Here is an 18576-nt window from a genome sequence, read left to right on the forward strand (position 1 = left end):
TGCGTTCAGCGGAACCTGTCGCCCTGGTCGGGCCCCCGTCGGCGGTGCCGCCGCGACCCACCGTGCTGGTCGGGATGCGCGGCGGCCTGCTCGTCCCAGTAATCGGCGAGCTCGTGATCGGGCGGGTCGATCTTGTTGGCCAGGTAGTAGGCCAACGCGAACATGGCATCACGATGGTTGCCTTGCGCGGCGACCAGCCAGGCCGCGACCGCCGCCTGCGGATTCCGGCGTGACTCGGCAGCGAGGCCGACGGCATGCGCCTGCTCGGGGCTGGCATCCTGAATGGCGCTGTCCCAGAACGCTTCCGGAATACGGCGTGGTTCGCCCTCTTGCCCGTCGTCCGCCGCCACGAGGTAGTCGAACGGCGTGTACGCGCGGTTCTGGCCCGGCTGCGGGTGGGTGGTCAGGGCGGCGACCCGGCCGTTCGCGGCGGGCGCGTTGCGGACTTTGCGCAGACCATCCCTGATCTCCTGCGCCGTCGGTTCCAGTTCCGCGTAGTCCTGGGCGAGCGCCTCGACCGTGAGCTCGATCAACACCGATTCCGGAATGGGGTCGGGGCGGCCGACGCGCACCCAGTCGATGGCGACGCGAACCAGCGTGGTTTCGATGGGTTCGGCGCTGCGGTACCAGGTCAGCAGTGCGGGAGCGCCCGCGAGGTGGGCGGCGAGCCCACGCGACAGGTCCCGTTTCGGATACAGGAGCCGCGCGCGCTGATCCTCGGCGGCGTCGTCACACGTGGGACGCAACTCGATCGTGCGAGCGCGCTCGAGCAGCAATCGGGTCTCGCGCGTGGGTTCGGTGATCCCCGACAGCAATTCGGCATACCGCTCGGTGCGGATGGTCGCGATGAACACGGTGGGTCCCAGCCGCCGCGCGATGGCGTGGATCTGGGCGTTGGTGATCGGGTTGTCGTGGGTGAGGTAACGGTGCAGATCGTCGAGCCAGACCGCGACCGGGGTCATCGAATCGCGAACGGCGGGATGATGAGCCACCGCGTCGACCCGGCCGGGCACGGGCTCCACCAGCAGGGCGTCGGGGATGGCTTTGCGCAGCATTTCGAACGCGGTGCGGGTCTTTCCGGATTTGGACGGTCCGGTGACCAGAACGAGCTGATTCTCGCCGGTGTTCTTCGCCGTGGCCGCAGCGCCCGCGCGGATCGCTGTGAGAAGCCGCTGGTCGACGTTGTTGCAGGTACGGTCCAGGTACCAGTCGGTGTCACCGTGCGTTTCGGTGTTGCCCACCGGCGATGGAGTGACGCCGAGCGTGTACGGATTCAGCGAGCGCAGGATCGGCAGCCGTCCGTCGATCACGTGCTGGACGACATCGTGCAGGATCGACGAATCCCGCACCAGAGTGCGCGACGGGGTGAATCCCTCCGTATCGGCATCGACTGCGGTTCCCAGGATCCTGCCGTGGTTGATCGTCAAGGCCAGGTGCGCGGCGGAATTGCTCACTGCGGCAGCTGGTTTCGGCAGATTGCGTTGCCGCAGGCGCTTGTCGAGCAGCTGATAGGTCTGGTCCAAGGTCAGGAATTCATCGGACGACCGGTGGCCGGTGCGCAGCACGTCGAGCAGTTCGCCGGTGAAGGCGGTGCACCCGTCCCGACCTTCGGCCTCGGCTTCGGTTTTGCCGTCGGTGGCCGCGAGCACGAGCGCGCCCTGAATATCGAAGGTGTTGGAGTCCAATAGGGGCAGATCGGCGTTGCCCATCGGGCGTCGGGCAACCGCGCGTCCGCTGTAGCAGCAATCGAGAATGACCACCTTTACCACCGCAGGGGAGGCACTGATCTCTCGCCGGATCAGGTCGAACGCGATGGTCGTGGCGTCCGGCCACCGCCGATGCGAACTGTCGGTGGTCAGGCCCAGATCCTTGTCCAACGGCACCGCGTGACCGGCGTAGTAGAACAGCAGCAGATCGGTGGCCTCACTGCCGGCACTATGCAACGCGTCCAGCACCGTGACACTGTTCTCCGGATCGGGAACTGTCGAAACGTGCTGCAGCGCGGAGTGTTCCCGCAGGAAGCTCTCCAGTCGTTTGAGATTGGTCGTCACCGACTCGAGAACACCGAAATCCTGTGCCTTCTTATACGCGGACATTCCGACCAAAACGGCCCGCGATCGCTCACTGTCCGGCAGGCGCATTGCCGTCAAGTGCTCGCTCCAGTGCTTCGCGAATAGTCTTCTTGCCCAGCGAGGTTCCCGCGTCCACTGACACTTCTGTCTTTCCCGCGGGTCCGTGGAAAACGAGGCTGAGCTTGGTTCGGTGGGTCGCCAGCCATGCCGTGATGCAGGTGGTGAGGCCGCCGATGAACACCGGGTCGGTCAGCACCATCTGAATGATTTCCCCCGCACCCATTTTCGACGGGTCGGGCTGCGCGCTGACCAGTGCCTTCTCGGCGGGCCGCAGTTCGTCATCGACGAGAATTTCGTCATACAGGGACCGCAGTAGCTGTTGGGGGTCCGTGGTGTCCGCAATCGAGATCGTCAACTCGGGCAATTCGAATCCCCCATGCCTAGGCGCAACGGTCTATCGCATCGCGAATCCTACTGCACCGCAGCATGTCTGGTGATGATCTTGGCTGGAATTCGTGGCATCACGGTCGTTCCAATAATGCGGTGAGGGAGGCCGCCGCTCGCGGGTCTTCGTGGGCGGCGGTTTGCCACCATTGTTGTGCGGCTTCGTCGTCGCCTGCCTGGTAGAACAGGGTGCCCAGGTCGTAGGCGGCGCCGGGGTGGCCTGCTCGGGCGGCTTGGGTCCACAGCAGGCGGGCTGAATCGTGTTCACCGCGTTCGTGCATGGCGGTGCCCAGGTCGTAGAGGGCGGTGCCGACGTCGGGGGATTGGGGGGCGGCGGTGATGGGGGACAGGGGTGCGGTGAGTTCGGCTGCGGGGACGGGGTCCACGCGGGTGGCGGGGCCGGTGGTGAGTTCGACGACCAGTTCGTTGAAGTCGGGGGTGCCGGGGCCGGTGCTGCACCACAGGGTCGAGGCGCCGTCGGGGAGCAGGTCCACGACCATGCCGTAGTTGCCGGTCCACGATTGGTGGGTGCCCGATTCGGCGACCCAGACGGGGGTGAGGGTGAACAGGGCATCGGGGGCGTCGGCGGTCACGGTGATGTCGATCCCGGTGACCAGCGCTTCGTACCAGATGTCGACTCCGGGCAGGGCTTTGCCGTTCAGGTTCACGTGCCCGTCGTGCACCGACAGACCCAGACCCAACCCGGTCACGTCCTCGGGTGCCATCACCGACAGTGCGCGAAGATGCACCGCGGTCGTGCCGACCGGTAGCGCCTCGGTGTACATGGGATAGACCGCCGCACCGCACCATTCGATGGGATCGGCACCGTGATAACGCTGGTCGAGCGGGACATGGTCGCCGCGTCGCACGCCGGGATCATTCATCGGTGACGCCCCACTCTCTACACTGTTCGCAACCCCCTCGCGGCACCAGAACGTCCGCGGTTTCGCGCTACACCGTACTCGCGTCTACGCGCGGACGTGGGCGATTCGCACAATGGCGATGCCCCCGCGAGAAACGAGAAAGCCCCGGCGAATCCCGTCGACAAGCAACAGGTTTCACCGGGGCATCCCCCGACAGATCAACGGTCAGACAGCGACCGACTCGCCGATCTCCTCCTCGACCGCGGCAGGCGCGACCGGCTTCGGCGCGTGACGCGCTTCGTACCGACCTGCCACCACCACGAGCACCAGACCGACGGCCAACCACGCGAACAGCCCGAACAGGCGCGCACCGAACCCGGCACCACCGTCGAAGTACAGCAGGTTGCGCAAGCTTTCGAGGAAGTCCGCACCGTTCCAGAACGAGTGCAACGCACCGAAGAAGCCGTTCTGCAGCTCGGGCCCGTACACGCCACCGGACGTGGTGAAGTTCAGCATCACGAACAGGGTGATCAGCGCCAGCGTGGTCCAACGCTTGAGGAATGTGTGCAGCCCGACGCCGATCAAGATGATGCCCGAGGCGTACAGCCAGGCGATCCCGAACACGCTCAGGTAGTCGGAGTCGATCACGTGGAATACCGGGCCCGCGACCAGCACGGCGATCATCGCCACGATCGCCGCCGTCACCACACCCACCGCGGCACGCACGCGCATCCGCAGCGCCGCACCGGCCGCGCCGATCACGGCAACGCTGCCGTAAGCACCCACGCTCAACGCGACCAGCATGAAGAACAGCCCCTGACCCGTCGGGTCACCGCCGGCCTTGGTCGTCACATCGGTGACCACCAGCGGCACGCCCTGATGATCTGCCACCGACCGGAACACGACCTCCGCGGCCATCGCGCTGGTATCGGAGCTGGCCGTGGCGACCAGCAGTTCCGGCTTCGTCGCGTCGGGCACGTAGGCGCCGGTCAGTTCGCGGTTGTTGAGCCCATTGATCGCGGCCGCACGGTTGGGCACGGTGATCACATCGAGGCCGGGGCCGCCCTTGTCCTTCATCGTCTGCGCGAGAACCATCGACTGCGGGGAGTCGCCGACCACGGCCAGCTCGAGATTGTTCGGGGCAGGCTGGTGGAACGCGCCGAGGTAGGCGAACGCCATGCCCAGGCACATCAGCAGGGGAGTGAGAAGGTGCCCGGCGATGTGCCGGAACTGTGCGCGAGTCATCGAAGGAAATCTCCAAACAGTTGGTAAATGCAACTAAGTATAGTTGTATAGTACAACTATGAACGCGAAGAACGCAAGAGCCCAGGCCGTCGACACGATCCAGCGCGAACTGACCGCCTTCTCGCGCCGGGCCCGCGGGCGCGCCGCCGAGCTGCACCCCGAGTTGAGTCTGGTCGCCTACAGCATCTTGGATCTGGTGCGCGAACGCGGCGGCTGCCTGGCCACCGACCTCGCCGAACAGTTCCTGCTCGACAAGTCCACCGTCAGCAGGCAGGTGGGGGCGCTGGAGAAACTCGGCTACCTCGAACGCGAGGTCGACCCCGGCAACCGGCGCAACCACATCCTGCGCGCCACCGCCGAGGGCGAGGCCGTGGCGCGCAAGGCCGAAAGCCGTCGTCGCGAGGCCTTCCAGTCCCGTTTCGCGGACTGGACCGACGACGACGTCGCCGCGTTGGCCGACTATCTGATCCGCTACAACCTCGCGCAGTGAGCATCCGCGCAGCTATTGCGCACGTCACAGCCAGCCGCGGGCGATTGCCCGGTGGCCCACCCGAGTCGGTATAGTCGCCGCGGATGAGTAGTGACACCACCCACCCCGCGCAGCAGCATGCCCCTCGCCCGATCAATCGAGCATGGTGGCTGGTGCCGGTGTTGCTCACCGTGATCTCGGTCGTGTGCGTGAAAACGCCGATCTGGCCCTTCGAACGGTATTCCGGCAGCTTCATCGACCTCCAGGTCTATCGCCTGGGCATCGAGGCGATGCGTGACGGCGCCGACATGTACGGGCAGCTGCCCAAGACCTCGATCGGCATCGGCCTGCCGTTCATCTATCCGCCGTTCGCGGCCATCGCGCTGGCACCGTTCGCGTTGCTGCCCTGGGCCACGGCGAAGATCCTGTACGTGGTGGTGTCGGTCGCCGCACTGGCGTGGACCCTGTACCTGGTCGCGCGCCGCTACCACCCCGACCGCAAGCAGGCCGCCCTGCTGGTGACCGCCTGCGCGGTCCCCGCGGCGATGCTGCTGGAACCGGTCCGCGCGACCATCGACTTCGGCCAGGTCAACCTGCTGCTGATGGTCCTGGTCGCCACCGACTGCCTGCTGCCCAAAACCCGCTACCCGCGCGGCATGCTGATCGGCCTGGCCGCGGCCATCAAGCTCACCCCGGCCGCGTTCGTGCTCTACTTCCTGGTCCGCAAGGACTACAAGGCCGCCGCCACCGCCGCGGCCACCGGTGCGATCGCGACCGTCGCCTCGTTCGCGTTCCTGCCCAAGGAATCCACCAACTACTGGTTCGGCGGACTGGGCAATGTATCCGGCCTGAGCGGTTCGGCCTTCCATACGAACCAGTCGATCCAGGCTGTGATGGCCCGTCTGCACATCACCGGGCTGCCGTTCGATGTTCTCTGGCTGGTGCTGGGCGCGCTGCTGCTGGTGTTGGTGGTGGCCGCGATGCGCAAGGCCGCCGACGCACCGGCCATCGCGCTGTCGCTGAACGCCGTGTTCACCCTGCTGCTGTCGCCGATCTCGTGGTCGCACCACTGGGTCTGGATCGCGCCCGCGCTGCTGGCCATGGTCTGCCACGCCCGCACCCTGCCCGCGCGCAGTGCTCGCGGCTGGTACGCCACCTCCGTGGTGGTCGCCGCGGTCTTCGTGATCGCACCGCACAGTTTCCTGCCCGACGGCGAACACCGCGAGACCTCGTGGACGTGGGATCAGCACATCATCGGCGACACGTATGTGTGGTTGGCAGTGGGACTGGTGGTGCTGTTCCTGGTCACTTCCCGCCGGTCGAAGGCCCCCGCGAAGGCGACCGCCGTGGTCGAGGAGCCCGCGCACAGCACGTAAGCGCTAGCGGCCGATGGCGTCGCGCACGATCTGCGCGGTGACTACCTGACCGACCGCATTGGGGTGCACCGGGTTGGCGTTGAGATGGCCGGGGATCGGCGGCTCGACCCAGCGGGTTGCCGCGTCGCGACAGGTGTCGTGCCCGATGGTTGGCGTGTACAGGTCCACATAGGTGGCGCCGTTGGCTTCGGCCTGCTCGCGCAACACCGCGTTGAGGTGCTTCTCGATATCGCGGGTGTACGCCACATCGCCGTCACTGAGCGGCACCTGCGGCCAGCAACTGCCGACCTCCGGGAGCACCGCTGGATAGCCGAGAACATAGACCTCGGCATTGGGCGCCCTGGTATGGATCTCCGCGATCGTGGCCCCGATCTTCGGCGCGCCCGCGGTGATCTCGTCATCGAACCGGCTACCGAACATATCCCGACAGGGCGCACCGACATTGAACGCGTTGGTCACATTCAGCCCCACACACGACAGCACCAACGTCTGGAACATCCCATTGTCGTCACCACCGGCCTGATAGGTGACAATCTGCGTACTCGCATCGAGTGCATCGAATTGCGGTGGCTGGTCCGCATACTGGGCCACGGTCATGTGCTCGGTCATCGCCGACGCGCAACTGCGATCGATCAACTCCCACCCGGTGGCCGCGGCCAGCGCATTCGGATAATTGAAGATCGAGCGCGTGCACAGTGGCGGGCTACCGGGAACCGGGGTGAACATTCCGGGCGCGGACGTGTACGAATCACCCAGCGCGACATAGCGAATGGGCGAGCCGTCGGCGGTGCCCGGAATAGCAGTGAGACCGAGCAAAGCCGAAATGAGCAGCAGGCGTTTCCTCATCGTGCACCCCCTTGATCAGGGCAATTCTATCCCCGCCCCCCGAACTCGGTTTCGATTTCGGGTAGTCCCGTCAGCTGGGCGCGTAGACCCGGATCTGCCCGATCGAACCGTGCCCAGAGCACCCACCGCGTTGACGCCGCTCGTGTCAGGACAGGCCTGCACGCGTCAGTTATCTTGTCCTGGTTGGCATTTCGGCACTTACCGGCAGCTGCCGGGCGGGCAAGGGGGTTGTCTCATGAGGCATGCGATCACTGGTGCTACGGGCTTTCTGGGAACGTATCTGCTGCGGGAGTTGCTGCGCGACAGCGCCGACGAGTTCACCTTGCTCACCCGGCAGGGCGGCAGTGATCCGTTGCAGCGGATCGCGACGGCGTGGGAGTTGCTCGGCACACCCGCATCGATGATCGAGCAGCTGCACCGACGATGTATCGCGGTCCCGGTGGAGCTGGAGCAGCCCCGATTCGGGTTCACTGAGCAACGGTTTCGCGAGCTCGCCGACGAGGTCGACGCGGTGTGGCATGTGGCGGCCAGCACCAACTTCCTCGCCGAACTCGATGTCATCCGACAGCCCAACGTCGTGGGCACGCAACGCGTCCTCGAGTTCACCGAAACCGGTGCGCGGCAACCGGATCTGTTCCACATCAGCACCGCTTACATCGCAGGCCGAACACGAGTGGACGTCTGGTACGAGCACGACCTGCACCACGACTCGGGTTTCGAGGTGCCCTACGAGCAGGCCAAGTACGAGGCCGAGATACTCGTGCGCGAGTGGGCGCAGCGCACCGGACGGCGCACCGTGGTGTTGCGGCCCAGCATTGTGATCTCCGACCGGCCACAACAGGCGGGGCTGCCCTCGCACACCATTTCCACCATCGGTGGCAACGTCGAATCCTGGTCGCGGCTGCGCGGACTGTCCACTCGCCGTCGGACCACCACGTTGCCGCCGACCCGGCTGGTGGGCGATCCGGACGGACACCTGAACTTCATCCCGGTCGATGACGCGGCCGTGCAGATGGTCCGGCTGGCCGCGGCAGCGCCGACCGGGTTGAGCACCTATCACGTGGTGCATCACGAGGACGTTCCCAATGCCGTGCTGCTGGATATGCTGCGGGCTCTGTCGCCGGTGGACGTCACACTGGTCGCCGAACCGCCGACCGACCTGAACCTGATCGAACGCAGCGCGACCCGCTCCGCCCGCGGATTCGTCCCCTACCTGATCCACACTCGGCTGTTCGACAATTCCCGCGCACGGGAACTGCTGGGCGGGTTCACCAGTGAGATCGTCGTCGACCTGGACTATCTGCTCGCCGGAGTCGGTTGCAGTGGGGCCGATCCGGAACCCGAAACCTCCGCAATGCCCTCATCCGAGCCGCCGCGTCGACCACACTCGGTCGTTTCGCCGGTGACCGACCCTCTCCCGCACCGGCTCGAATCCGAAGTCGCGCCCATCGCCGGCCTGGCCTTCGTCGTGACCACCGGACGCAGCGGCTCCACCGCCCTGTCCGAGGTGCTGCGCCGACACCGAGAAGTGTTGAGCCTCAACGAGTTCTTCCTCGCCGTGCGAACCACGCTGCCGCGCGGTGAGAAGGTGTCGCCCGAGACGTTCTGGCGCGCGATCGCCGACCCGCATCCGCTGTTCGATCCGATGGTGCGTGGCGGCGCCGGCATGCCCGAACTGATCTACCCGCGGCTGCCCGACACCCGTTTCGCCGCTGACACCACCGGTATTCCCGCCATCAGCCTGATGACGCTGCCGCACCTGTCCCACGATCCCGACGCGGTATACGACCAACTGCAGACCGAAATCGCCACCTGGCCGACCCAGTCGGTCGACCAGCATTTCCGTCAGCTGTTCGGGTGGCTGGCACATCGCTTCGGCGGAACGGTCGTGGTCGAGCGGTCCGGGATGTCGCTGGGTTGGGTGCCCTGGCTGCGCGCAACGTTCCCCGAAGCGAAGTTCGTCCACCTGTATCGTGACGCCGCCGACACCGCGGTGTCGATGAGCAGGCACACCGGCTTCCGGTTGATGGCCTTGATCCAAGACGCCTTGGAACTGCTCGATGTCGACGAATCGCACCGTGACACCTGGCGTTTCGACCCGAGCACGTTGCCGTCGGAGCTACTGCCGATCCTCGGCGACGCCTACGACCGCGACCACCTGATGTCGCTGAACCTGCCGATCACCCGCTTCGCCCGGATGTGGTCCGACCTGATCGACACCGGACTGGACGCACTGGACCAGCATCCCGTGCAACGAGTACTCCCGCTGTCCTACGCGGACCTGATCGCCGAACCCGAACGCGCGCTGGGTGAACTCGCCGACTTCCTCGGCATCGACCGAGACCCGGACTGGTTGCGTTACGGCGCAACGGTATTCGATCCCTCCTATGCGGGAGCGGCCTCGAACTTGTCGGCCGCCGAACGGGACGCCATTGCGCAGGTGTGTCGGCCCGCATCGATCAGGCTCGGAATCGACCAGCCGAACTGAACTGGGGACGGCTCGCGCAGGGCGAACTCGAACCAGCAGTCGTCGAGGTCGGCTGGACTCACCCGAAGATCGGGCCACGTCGCTACAGCACTCGCCGACAAACACGGTCCACACTGAACGCGTGGAAACCCAGACGCCCTCGCCGCCCACTCGTGCGCGGATGCCCGGATGGTTGCCGCGCGCGATGGTGCTCGCGTTGGCGCTGTTCGGGCTGTTCCTGTTGGGGGACTGGGCTTTTCACCGGCTCACCGGGATCTTGATCATTCTGCTCGTCGCGTTCTTCATCTCGCTGGCCATGGAACCGGCCGTCGGGGTGCTGGCGCGGCGCGGCATGAATCGGGGGCTGGCCACCGGTGTGGTGTTCGTGGTGACCTTCGCGTGCGTGCTCGGGTTCCTGGCCGCGTTGGTCACGCTGCTGGTGCACACCGTGACGAACCTGGTCAAAGAGGCGCCGCGGCTGTTGGATTCGGGGGTGGAGTGGGTCAACCGTCGCTTCAGCCAGCATTTCACCCTTCACGACCTGAGCCAACGCCTGCTGCACGAATCCGAGACGGTCGGCAACTACGCGCAGGACGCGGCCAACAACGCGTGGGGTGTGTCGACGACGGTGCTGGGCGGGGTCGCGCAGGTGCTGGTGATCGCACTGTTCAGCGTCTATTTCACCGCAGGCGGCCCGAAGCTGCGACGCGCGGTCTGCTCGGTACTGCCACCGCAACGTCAGGTCACCGTCCTGCACGCCTGGGACCTCGCCATCGTCAAAACCGGTGGCTACCTGTACTCGCGGGTGCTGCTGGCCATCATCTCTGCCGTCGTGCACGGGGTGTTCCTGGCACTGCTGGGCCTGCCCAACGCCATCGCGCTGGGCGTGTGGTTCGGCGTCATCGCCTCCTTCGTCCCCACGATCGGCACCTACCTCGCCGCGGTGCTACCGATCCTGGTCGCGCTCACCATCGACCCCATCGACGTGCTGTGGATCGCGCTGTTCGCGGTGTTCTACCAGTTCTTCCAGGACTACATCCTGCAGCCGCGCATCACGTCTCGCACCGTCGACGTCAACGCGGCGGTCGCGCTGATCGCGGTGCTGGCAGGCGGTGCGCTGCTCGGTGCGGTCGGCGCCCTGCTCGCCATCCCGGCCACCGCGACTGTGCAGGCGTTTCTCAGCGAATACATCACGCGGTACGCGGTCACCGAAGACCCCCGCATCGACCAAACAGCCAGCCGCAAGAATCGCTGACTGCGGGTCGGGTCGGTTGATCGCGGCTAGTCCCTGAGTACGACAGGTGAATACGACGTCAGGGTGATTCGCGGGCGACGATCGCCTGCCACGGTAATTCCCATGCGTTCCAACGACTTTGGTTCTTTGCGACCCGGCGTCGCCATCCCGACGACGGCGAGGGTCTGGTCAGCCGTGGGGGTCTACGTACTGTCCACGCTGGCCGCGTCGGCCGTTCTCCTTGCGGTACAACCTCATTCAGGAATCGACCCCGCGGCGCTGTCGCTGGTCCAGTTCGCCCCGGCCCTCGGCGCTCTGACAACCTGGCTGATGTTCAGGAAGACGATCGCCGGACTGCGGCCCGCAGCGATTTCCGCCCGGCGAGTTCGCACGAACATCCTGACGATGGTCGTTCTCTGCGCAACGCTGTGGCTGCTGATCACCATGGCCGCCCTGATCTCCGGCACCGCCATCGCAGGTCCGGCAACAGTCGGCGGCCTCCCCTTCGCTGTGTTCGTGCTGCTCCAACTCCTCGGTGCGGGAGGCGAGGAGATCGGCTGGCGCGGCCTGATGCAACCGATCCTGGAATCCCGAATGGCCAGGTTCACCGCGATCTCGATGACCGGCGCGACCTGGGCCCTGTGGCACGTCCAAGCGTTAGCAGCGGGACCAGTAGCCGCGGCCTGCTTCCTCATCTCGGCCATGGCCTTCGCCATCGTCCTCGGCTACCTGAGCAACGGCAGTTTCCGCCAGCGCGTACTGACCGCGTCGATCGGCCACTGGCTGATCAATATCGCAGTCAACCTGGTAGCCGGCGACAACACCCTCGGCCAACCCCAAGTTGTGTTCGTCGCCGTCGTCGCCGCATTCATCGCCGCGGGTGTGTTGGTATACACGCACCGCACTCGGGTCGAGCGGGTTCCGCCCTCGACACCACGGCTCCGGCTGGGTGGCAGGCATGATGGGCGGGTGAGCGTGGTGGGGGAGTACGGGCGCGTTGCGCAGCAGCAGGATCGGTCGGCGACCTTCGAGCTGATTCGGGTGTTGTCCGATCCTGCTGTTTCGGCGGCGGCCCGGGATGAAGTCGGCGATGTGCTCGAGCGGTTGGGCGATGTGCGGGCGGCTGCGCCGTTGGCCGCGATCGGGCTCGATCGGGACCGGCCCGCCGAGGTGCGGCAGGTCGCGTTGCGGGTGTTGGAGAACTCGGCGATGTGCCCGGAAGGTGCGCGGTGGCGCGCCTGGTGGAACGCCGGTGACGACCTGGTCCGCGGGTGTCTGTTGCGGCAGGCCGAGCGCACCGAAGCCGATCTGCTCGAACCGGTGGCGCGCGATCCGCACCACCCGCTGTACCGGCACGCGTTGACGGGAATCGAATTCGGCTTCGAGGAACCGCGTTGGCAGCAGTACAAGATTCAGGGCTTGGACCATCCCGATCCGGGGGTGCGACGGACTGCGGCCGAGGTTCTGTACTGGGAGGAACCGGTGGCAGCGGAACAGGCACTGCATCGCGCCGCCGACGACCGCGACACCGGTGTCGCCTGCGCCGCGATAGAGACGCTGCGCTGCTACCAGAGCAGGGCCACGCTGCGCCTGCTCCACGAGATCGCCCAGGGTGTCGATGAAAGAGCCGACGCCGCCAGGGATTCCAAGGATGACCTGCTCGGCAGCTTCCAGTGCGAGCAGCGGTCGATTCCGAGCTGGCTCGCACCCGTGGCAGACCTGTTGGGACCGCCCGAATTCGATGCTGCGACTTCGGGTGGTGCGTCGGTACCTGACACGCGCGAACTGATCGTGCCGGTGGCGGCGCAGATCTTCTCCACCTACTCCGACCCCGACGGCGCGTGGGCACCGAGACTGGACGCACTGCACAGCTACCACTGGATCGGTGTGCCTACTGCCGGCCGCGTCGGCCTCGCCACTTTCCTGTCCGGCCATCCGGACCCGCAGGTGCGAGCATTGAGCTGCCGGGCGCTGTCGACCTGGCACGAGGCGGACCTGCTGCTCGCGCTCGCCCACGATCCGGACATGAGCGTCCGTAAATCCGCCGTGTACTACCTACGGTTCGTGCCGCGATCACACGAAATTGCCACGATCACTTGGGATCTCGTCGCCTCAGGCGAGGTTGCCGGTACTCGCGGCTACGAGGCGCTGGCCACCTGCGCCGCACACACACCACCGGGCGAACTCGATGACCGACTGATCGAGTTGGCGCGCGCGGATTTTCGCGAGAGCATCCGTGCCGAGGCCGTATCCCAACTGGCCCATCGCATCGAACCGGTCTTGCCCGTGCTGACCGAATCACCCTTGGTGACCTGGGCCGTGCACATCAGGATCCTGAGCGCTTGCCGCGAGCAAGGCCTGCGTCCGCCCGGCACCGGCACACTCCGAGATGTCGACAATCTCGACCTGGCAGTCGCGCTGGCAGGCTTCGATGATGTCAGCGGCGCGCACCAGCCCCTGTGAGCCGGGGTCGCACGGCGTCCGACGATGGAGACCCTTGCCGACCTCACATCTGAGCCTCATTCATCCAATTGGCAATCTGCACACGACTTTTCGCGGCCAGCTTGTCCAGAATGTGCTGGATGTGGGTGTCGATGGTGCGCACCGAGACCACCAACTCTGTGGCGATATCGCGATTGCTCTTGCCCTGTGCGACCAATGCCGCGATCTCGTTCTCGCGTCGGGTCAGTGGTCCCGGCTCGTCGCGAGGTTCGAGCATGTACTTCCAGGCGTGGTCGATCGACATCTTCTTGCCGCGCTGCCACAGTTCATCGAAGCGTTTGCTGCCCAATGTCTTTCGGGTCGCGTCGCGATGGGACTGGTGGATGAACGTGACCGCGATATCGGGTGACGCGCCCAGGTCCTGCCAGCCGCCTGCCGCGATGCCGAAGATCGTCGCGGCGCGCGGGAGATCGCCCTGCCGGTGCGTGATCCAGGCCAGCGCCTCGATCAGGTAGGCGGCCATCGCCACCCGCTCGAACCCGAAACCGTCGGCCAGCCGCAAACCCGTGGTCGCCGCGCGCGACGCCACCTCCACGTCGCCGAACTGCACCTCCACCAACGCTTGGCCGAACAGTGCCCCGATGAGGCTGAACTCGGCGCAAGCGTGCGTGCACACATCGAGGTTCCGCTGCACCGCGGCACGTGCGGTGTCGAGGTCGCTGCTGAACGACTTGGTGACCCCGTCGAGGAACAGCAGGTGCGGTTCGGGCGTGCGGGCATGTCGGTCGAACGTGGCCACCGCGTCGGAGATCAGCGTGGCCGCACCATCGACGTTGAGCGACAGTAGTTCCAGGAATCCTTGCGCGTGCCCGATCTGGGCGCCCAGAATCTCGTCGTCGCCCGCGAGGGCGCGTGCCTGGATCAACAGTTGTCGCGCCGCGTCCAGATCGGCCTGCCAGATCGCGAACATCGCCTCGGTGCGCAACGCGAACGCGATCGTGGGGCCGTCGACGTGTTCGGCACGCGCGGCGGCGCCGGCGCGGCGCAGCCGATCCCGTGCCTCGCCGAGAGCGCCACGCAGGACCCAGTACTCCTCGAAACGCGACGCCATCCGCACGGCGACGCCCGCTTCGCCGGGCACGGTCAGCGACCACGCGATGGCCTCACGAATATTGGCGTGCTCGTCGCGTAGCCGTCCGTACCACTGTCGTTGATTCTGACCGAGGGCTTCGGTGTCGGCCGACAAGGTGAGTTGGTCGAACCAATCACGGTGGCGGCGTAGCACTGTCGCCTCCTCGCCGGACCCGACGAGCATTTCGCGCCCGTACTCGCGCAGCGTTTCCAACATCCGGTACCGCACGATGCCGTGCGAATCGCCGCGCACCAGCACCGATTTGTCGAGCAATCCCTCGATCAGGTCCAGTACCGGGCCACCCCAAACGTATTCGGCTGCCTCCAGGTCGAAAGAACCATGGAACACCGTGGACAGTGCCCACAGTTTCTGCTCGCTCGGTGAGCACAGCCGAAAGCTCCACTCGATGGTGTCGCGCAGGGTGCGGTGTCGCTGTGTGGTGTCGGCGACGCGGTCGGTCAGCATCGACATCGTGAGCCGATCTCGCAACTGCGCCGGGGTCAAGGCCTTGATCCGTGCGGCCGCCAGTTCGATGGCCAGCGGCAGACCGTCCAGGCGTTCGCACACCTGCGCGACGTCATCGCCGGATTCGGCGAAACCCGGCACCACGGCCGTGGCCCGATCGGTGAACAGCCGGTGCGCGTCGGATGGTCCCAACGGTGGCACGGGGTAGACATGTTCGCCCCGCACCGACAATGCCTGGCGGCTGGTGGCCAGCACCGTGAGGGTGGCGCACCGGCTGAGCAGGGTGGACAACAGTTCGGCGCAGCCGTGCGCGAGGTGTTCGCAATTGTCGAACACCAACAAGATCTTCCGCTCCCGCAGGTGCTCGACCAGCAGGTTCGTCGCGGATTCGAGGGACCGGCGGTGCAGACCGAGCGACTCGATCAGCACTTCGTCCAGCAGCTCCGCGTCGCGCAGTTCGGCCAGTTCGATAGGTATTACCCCGTCGGGGAATCGCTGGTCCAGCGTTGCCGCGATTCGCAGGGCAAGGCGCGTCTTCCCGACCCCGCCGGGCCCGGTCAGCGTGACCAGTCGGGCACGGTCGAGCAATCGCGTGATCTGCGCGGTCTCGGAACTTCGACCCACGAAGGAAGTTACGTCGCCGACATCGGCGACCTTGTCACGCATCACGGGTCCCAGTATCTGGGGTAATTAGTTGTCCGCACATCAGATACGTAATTTTACCGATTCTGCGCCGCGACGTGGTCGGCTACCGTCTGGCGAAGTCACGTTCAGCCTCGCCGGGTCACTGGCGGGTTGTGCGGTAGGCGGCCGACGTTGGGGGCCGCGCGGAGTGGAAAGGCGCGGTGCTGCGCATGACGAGACGGTTTTCGCGCGCCCGATCGAACTCGATCACAGGGCGTTTGCTCCGGATCGCTTTCCTTCCGTGTCTGGTCGCGCTCGTGCTCGGTGCGCTGGTCAGCGGTTACCTGGTGCGAAGCGGTCTGGCGTCGCTGTCCTACGCCGATCAGCGTGACACGGGGATGGGCGCGACCAGTGCGCACATCAAGGCGCTGTCGGTGGAACGGGCGACCACGCTGGGTTATCTCGCAGGCCGCGAGGATCTGCGGCCCGCGATGATCGCCGCACGGGCCGCGGTCGACAAGACCACCGTCGATTTCATGGCCTACACCGACCAGATTCTGGCCGCGGTTCCCCAGATCCAGCCGCAGGTCGAACTCGCGATGGGGTTCATCCCGCAGTGGCAGGACGCCCGCGCGCAGGTCGACGCGGGTCACGCTGATGTGGGGCGCTACGTCGCGCTGTACAACAACATCTTCGACACCATCGCGGTGAGTTCGAAGCGGCTGTCGTACGCGTCCAACAGCGCGGCGGCCGCGTTCGAACAGGTCGTCACCTCCGACACGTTCGTCCTGCTCGAGGCGGTCAACCGGGCCAACGCGCTGGCCGGTTACGTATTCACCCATGACGACCAGGAACTGCGCACCCAATTCGGTGCGATGGTGGGTCTGTATCGCGTCGGTCAGCACGAGTTGATGGCGAACTGGACCGAGGCCTCGCGCGCGGCGTTCACGCAACTGCGCGGGTCGCCGCAGTGGACGACCCTGATCGCGGGCGACGACGCGCTCATCGCCGACCAGCGGTTCGACTTCGCCGCGCGCGCCGAGGCCGCGGAGAAGGTCAGCGCGGTGCTGTCCGCGATCTACGTCGGCCAAGCCGACCACAGTTCCGCTGTCGCCCGCGCGGAGGGACGCGACGCGCTGCGGTGGTCGCTCGCGGCCGCTGTCGTGGTCGCGCTGGCCGCGCTGGGTGCCGCGCTTGCCGCCTACCTCGGCGCGAACCGGCTCGTTCGCCGCATCACCGCGCTGCGCACCCAGACCCTCGAGATCACCGAACGCGAATTGCCGCAGGTGCTGGCACAAGTCGACGCGGGCGGACCGGCCGAACTCGAAAACCCGGTTCCCCGTATCGATTTCGGTGACGACGAGCTCGGCGAGGTGGCGCGCGCGTTCGACAAGGCGCAAAGCAGCGCGACCGCGGCGGCGGTGGCCGAGGTGCAGACCAGACGTGCCGCGCGCACGGTGTTCTCGAATATCGCGCACCGCAGTCAGGCGCTGGTGCACCGTCAACTGCAGTTGCTCGACCAGATCGAACGGTCCGAGGACAATCCCGAACTGGTCGACCGGCTGTTCCAGCTCGATCACCTGACCACCCGTGCCCGCCGCAACGCCGAGAATCTGATCATTCTGGGTGGCGAATCGGTGGGCAGGCAGTGGCGTCGACCGGTGCCGCTGGCGGATGTGTTGCGCGGCGCGGTGTCGGAGACCAAGGACTACACCCGGGTCGACACCGGCCCCGTTCCCGATGTCGCCCTGCATGGTTCGTGTGTCGCCGACATCGGTCACCTGCTGGCTGAGCTGGTGGACAACGGCACCGCGTTCTCGCCGCCGCAGGCCAAAGTCTCTGTGCGCTGCGCGATCACGGGCCGCGGCGTTGTCGTCGAAGTCGAGGACCAAGGCTTGGGGATGCCCGCGAAGCGGTGCGCCGAACTCAACGCATTGCTCAGCGAGCCGGGCGATCTCGGTGTGCTGTCGCTGGTCGGGGAGACCAGGGTCGGCCTGTATGTGGTGGCCACGCTGGCAGCCAAACATGGTGCGCGGGTGACACTTCGGGAGTCCGCCTACGGTGGCATCCACGCGATCGTGCTGTTGCCCTCGGCGTTGCTCGCCGAACCCGCGCAACCCGAGCAACCCGCGCCGGCGGCTGTTCCCGAGTACGCCCCGAACGGGTACGAAGCGTTCATGCCCGGTGCGTCCACGCCGCCTACCGCACCCGATCCCGTCACCTACCGCGCCGAACCGGACAGTTACCGCGCGCCGCCACCCGCGGTCGCCGCCGAACCCCCGCCGCTGCCGACCCGCGTTCGTCAAAGCGATATCGCCCCGCAATTGCGGCAGCGGCCCGCGCCCGGTGGGGGCATCGCGCCGAACGTGGAGCGTTCCAGCGCGGCCCTGTCCGCCTTTCAGCGGGGCACAGCGCAGGCGAGGTTCGAGGCGAACACGGGCGAATTCTCGATCAACGGAGTGGAGTAGCAGTGCGCAACGCAACGAACGCAGGCCTGGACTGGCTGATAGACGACCTGGTCAACCGTGTCGCGGGCGTGCGCAGCGCAGTGCTGTTGGCCACCGACGGCCTGCTGATCGCGGGCAGTGCCGACTTGACGCGCGCCGATGCCGAGCACCTGTCGGCGATCGGTTCGGCCTACCGCAGCCTGGCCGGCGGTGTCGGTAACCATTTCGATCTGGGACCGGCACGGCAGACCGTGGTCGAACTGGGTCGGGCGTATCTGCTGGTCACCGAGGCGGGCCCGCGGGCGAGTCTGGTGTTGATCGCCGACGAGGACGCCGACCTCGGACTGGTCGCCTACGAGATGAATCATGTTGTGCTGCAAGCGGGTCCGCATCTGACCGTGGAGGCGCGGACCGCACCGGTCGGTGGCGGACGACGTCGGCAAGGGTAGC

13 protein-coding genes are annotated in these 18576 nt (G+C 66.4%); 7 read left to right on the forward strand and 6 right to left on the reverse strand.

Features of this window, described 5'->3' with window-relative positions:
• Positions 1-5: 5 nt before the first annotated feature.
• From ACFWU5_RS06475 to ACFWU5_RS06490, 4 genes are all read right to left on the reverse strand, one after another.
• Positions 6-2141 carry a caspase domain-containing protein gene (locus tag ACFWU5_RS06475; protein ID WP_379266532.1) on the reverse strand — a complete coding sequence of 712 codons (2136 nt, stop codon included), beginning with the start codon at positions 2139-2141 and terminating at the stop codon, positions 6-8.
• Positions 2122-2496: a hypothetical protein gene (locus tag ACFWU5_RS06480; RefSeq protein ID WP_379266345.1), complete on the reverse strand. Its 375-nt coding sequence runs from the start codon at positions 2494-2496 to the stop codon at positions 2122-2124. Before ACFWU5_RS06480 ends, ACFWU5_RS06475 begins: the two co-directional genes overlap by 20 nt.
• A gap of 97 nt (positions 2497-2593) precedes the next feature.
• Positions 2594-3400 carry a type IV pilus biogenesis/stability protein PilW gene (locus tag ACFWU5_RS06485; RefSeq protein WP_379266346.1) on the reverse strand — a complete coding sequence of 269 codons (807 nt, stop codon included), beginning with the start codon at positions 3398-3400 and terminating at the stop codon, positions 2594-2596.
• 204 nt (positions 3401-3604) lie between these two features.
• On the reverse strand, positions 3605-4624 hold the full coding sequence (locus tag ACFWU5_RS06490) for a hypothetical protein (protein ID WP_379266347.1): 1020 nt from the start codon (positions 4622-4624) through the stop codon (positions 3605-3607).
• A 58-nt stretch (positions 4625-4682) separates the two neighbouring features.
• Between ACFWU5_RS06490 and ACFWU5_RS06495 the strand changes: the two genes are divergently transcribed.
• Both ACFWU5_RS06495 and ACFWU5_RS06500 read left to right on the forward strand, forming a co-directional pair.
• The gene (locus tag ACFWU5_RS06495; RefSeq protein WP_379266348.1) at positions 4683-5114 is read left to right on the forward strand and encodes a MarR family winged helix-turn-helix transcriptional regulator; all 432 of its coding nucleotides are present in this window, start codon (positions 4683-4685) and stop codon (positions 5112-5114) included.
• An 83-nt stretch (positions 5115-5197) separates the two neighbouring features.
• A complete protein-coding gene (locus tag ACFWU5_RS06500; RefSeq protein ID WP_379266349.1) occupies positions 5198-6469 on the forward strand; it encodes a glycosyltransferase family 87 protein in 1272 nt (423 codons plus the stop codon).
• Positions 6470-6472: 3 nt separating this feature from the next.
• Here ACFWU5_RS06500 and ACFWU5_RS06505 read toward each other — a convergent pair whose 3' ends face one another.
• The gene (locus ACFWU5_RS06505) at positions 6473-7315 is read right to left on the reverse strand and encodes an SGNH/GDSL hydrolase family protein (RefSeq protein WP_379266350.1); all 843 of its coding nucleotides are present in this window, start codon (positions 7313-7315) and stop codon (positions 6473-6475) included.
• 235 nt (positions 7316-7550) lie between these two features.
• Here ACFWU5_RS06505 and ACFWU5_RS06510 point away from each other — a divergent pair, with 235 nt between their 5' ends.
• The 3 genes from ACFWU5_RS06510 to ACFWU5_RS06520 all read left to right on the forward strand — a co-directional run bounded on the left by ACFWU5_RS06510 (position 7551) and on the right by ACFWU5_RS06520 (position 13479).
• A complete protein-coding gene (locus ACFWU5_RS06510; protein ID WP_379266351.1) occupies positions 7551-9803 on the forward strand; it encodes an SDR family oxidoreductase in 2253 nt (750 codons plus the stop codon).
• Between the two features lie 121 nt (positions 9804-9924).
• Positions 9925-11037 carry an AI-2E family transporter gene (locus tag ACFWU5_RS06515; RefSeq protein ID WP_379266352.1) on the forward strand — a complete coding sequence of 371 codons (1113 nt, stop codon included), beginning with the start codon at positions 9925-9927 and terminating at the stop codon, positions 11035-11037.
• A 174-nt stretch (positions 11038-11211) separates the two neighbouring features.
• Positions 11212-13479 (forward strand): type II CAAX prenyl endopeptidase Rce1 family protein, encoded by a 2268-nt coding sequence (locus ACFWU5_RS06520; protein ID WP_379266353.1) that lies wholly within the window; start codon positions 11212-11214, stop codon positions 13477-13479.
• A gap of 43 nt (positions 13480-13522) precedes the next feature.
• Here the strand turns inward: ACFWU5_RS06520 and ACFWU5_RS06525 are convergent, their stop codons facing one another.
• Positions 13523-15721, reverse strand: a complete 2199-nt coding sequence (locus ACFWU5_RS06525; RefSeq protein WP_379266533.1) for a LuxR C-terminal-related transcriptional regulator — start codon at positions 15719-15721, stop codon at positions 13523-13525.
• Between the two features lie 236 nt (positions 15722-15957).
• Between ACFWU5_RS06525 and ACFWU5_RS06530 the strand changes: the two genes are divergently transcribed.
• Positions 15958-18147, forward strand: a complete 2190-nt coding sequence (locus tag ACFWU5_RS06530; protein ID WP_379266354.1) for an ATP-binding protein — start codon at positions 15958-15960, stop codon at positions 18145-18147.
• 2 nt (positions 18148-18149) lie between these two features.
• The gene (locus ACFWU5_RS06535) at positions 18150-18575 is read left to right on the forward strand and encodes a roadblock/LC7 domain-containing protein (protein ID WP_379242966.1); all 426 of its coding nucleotides are present in this window, start codon (positions 18150-18152) and stop codon (positions 18573-18575) included.
• The last annotated feature ends 1 nt before the right edge of the window (position 18576 follow it).

Origin of the sequence: Nocardia sp. NPDC058640, assembly GCF_042716995.1 — a bacterium.
Taxonomy (GTDB): domain Bacteria; phylum Actinomycetota; class Actinomycetes; order Mycobacteriales; family Mycobacteriaceae; genus Nocardia.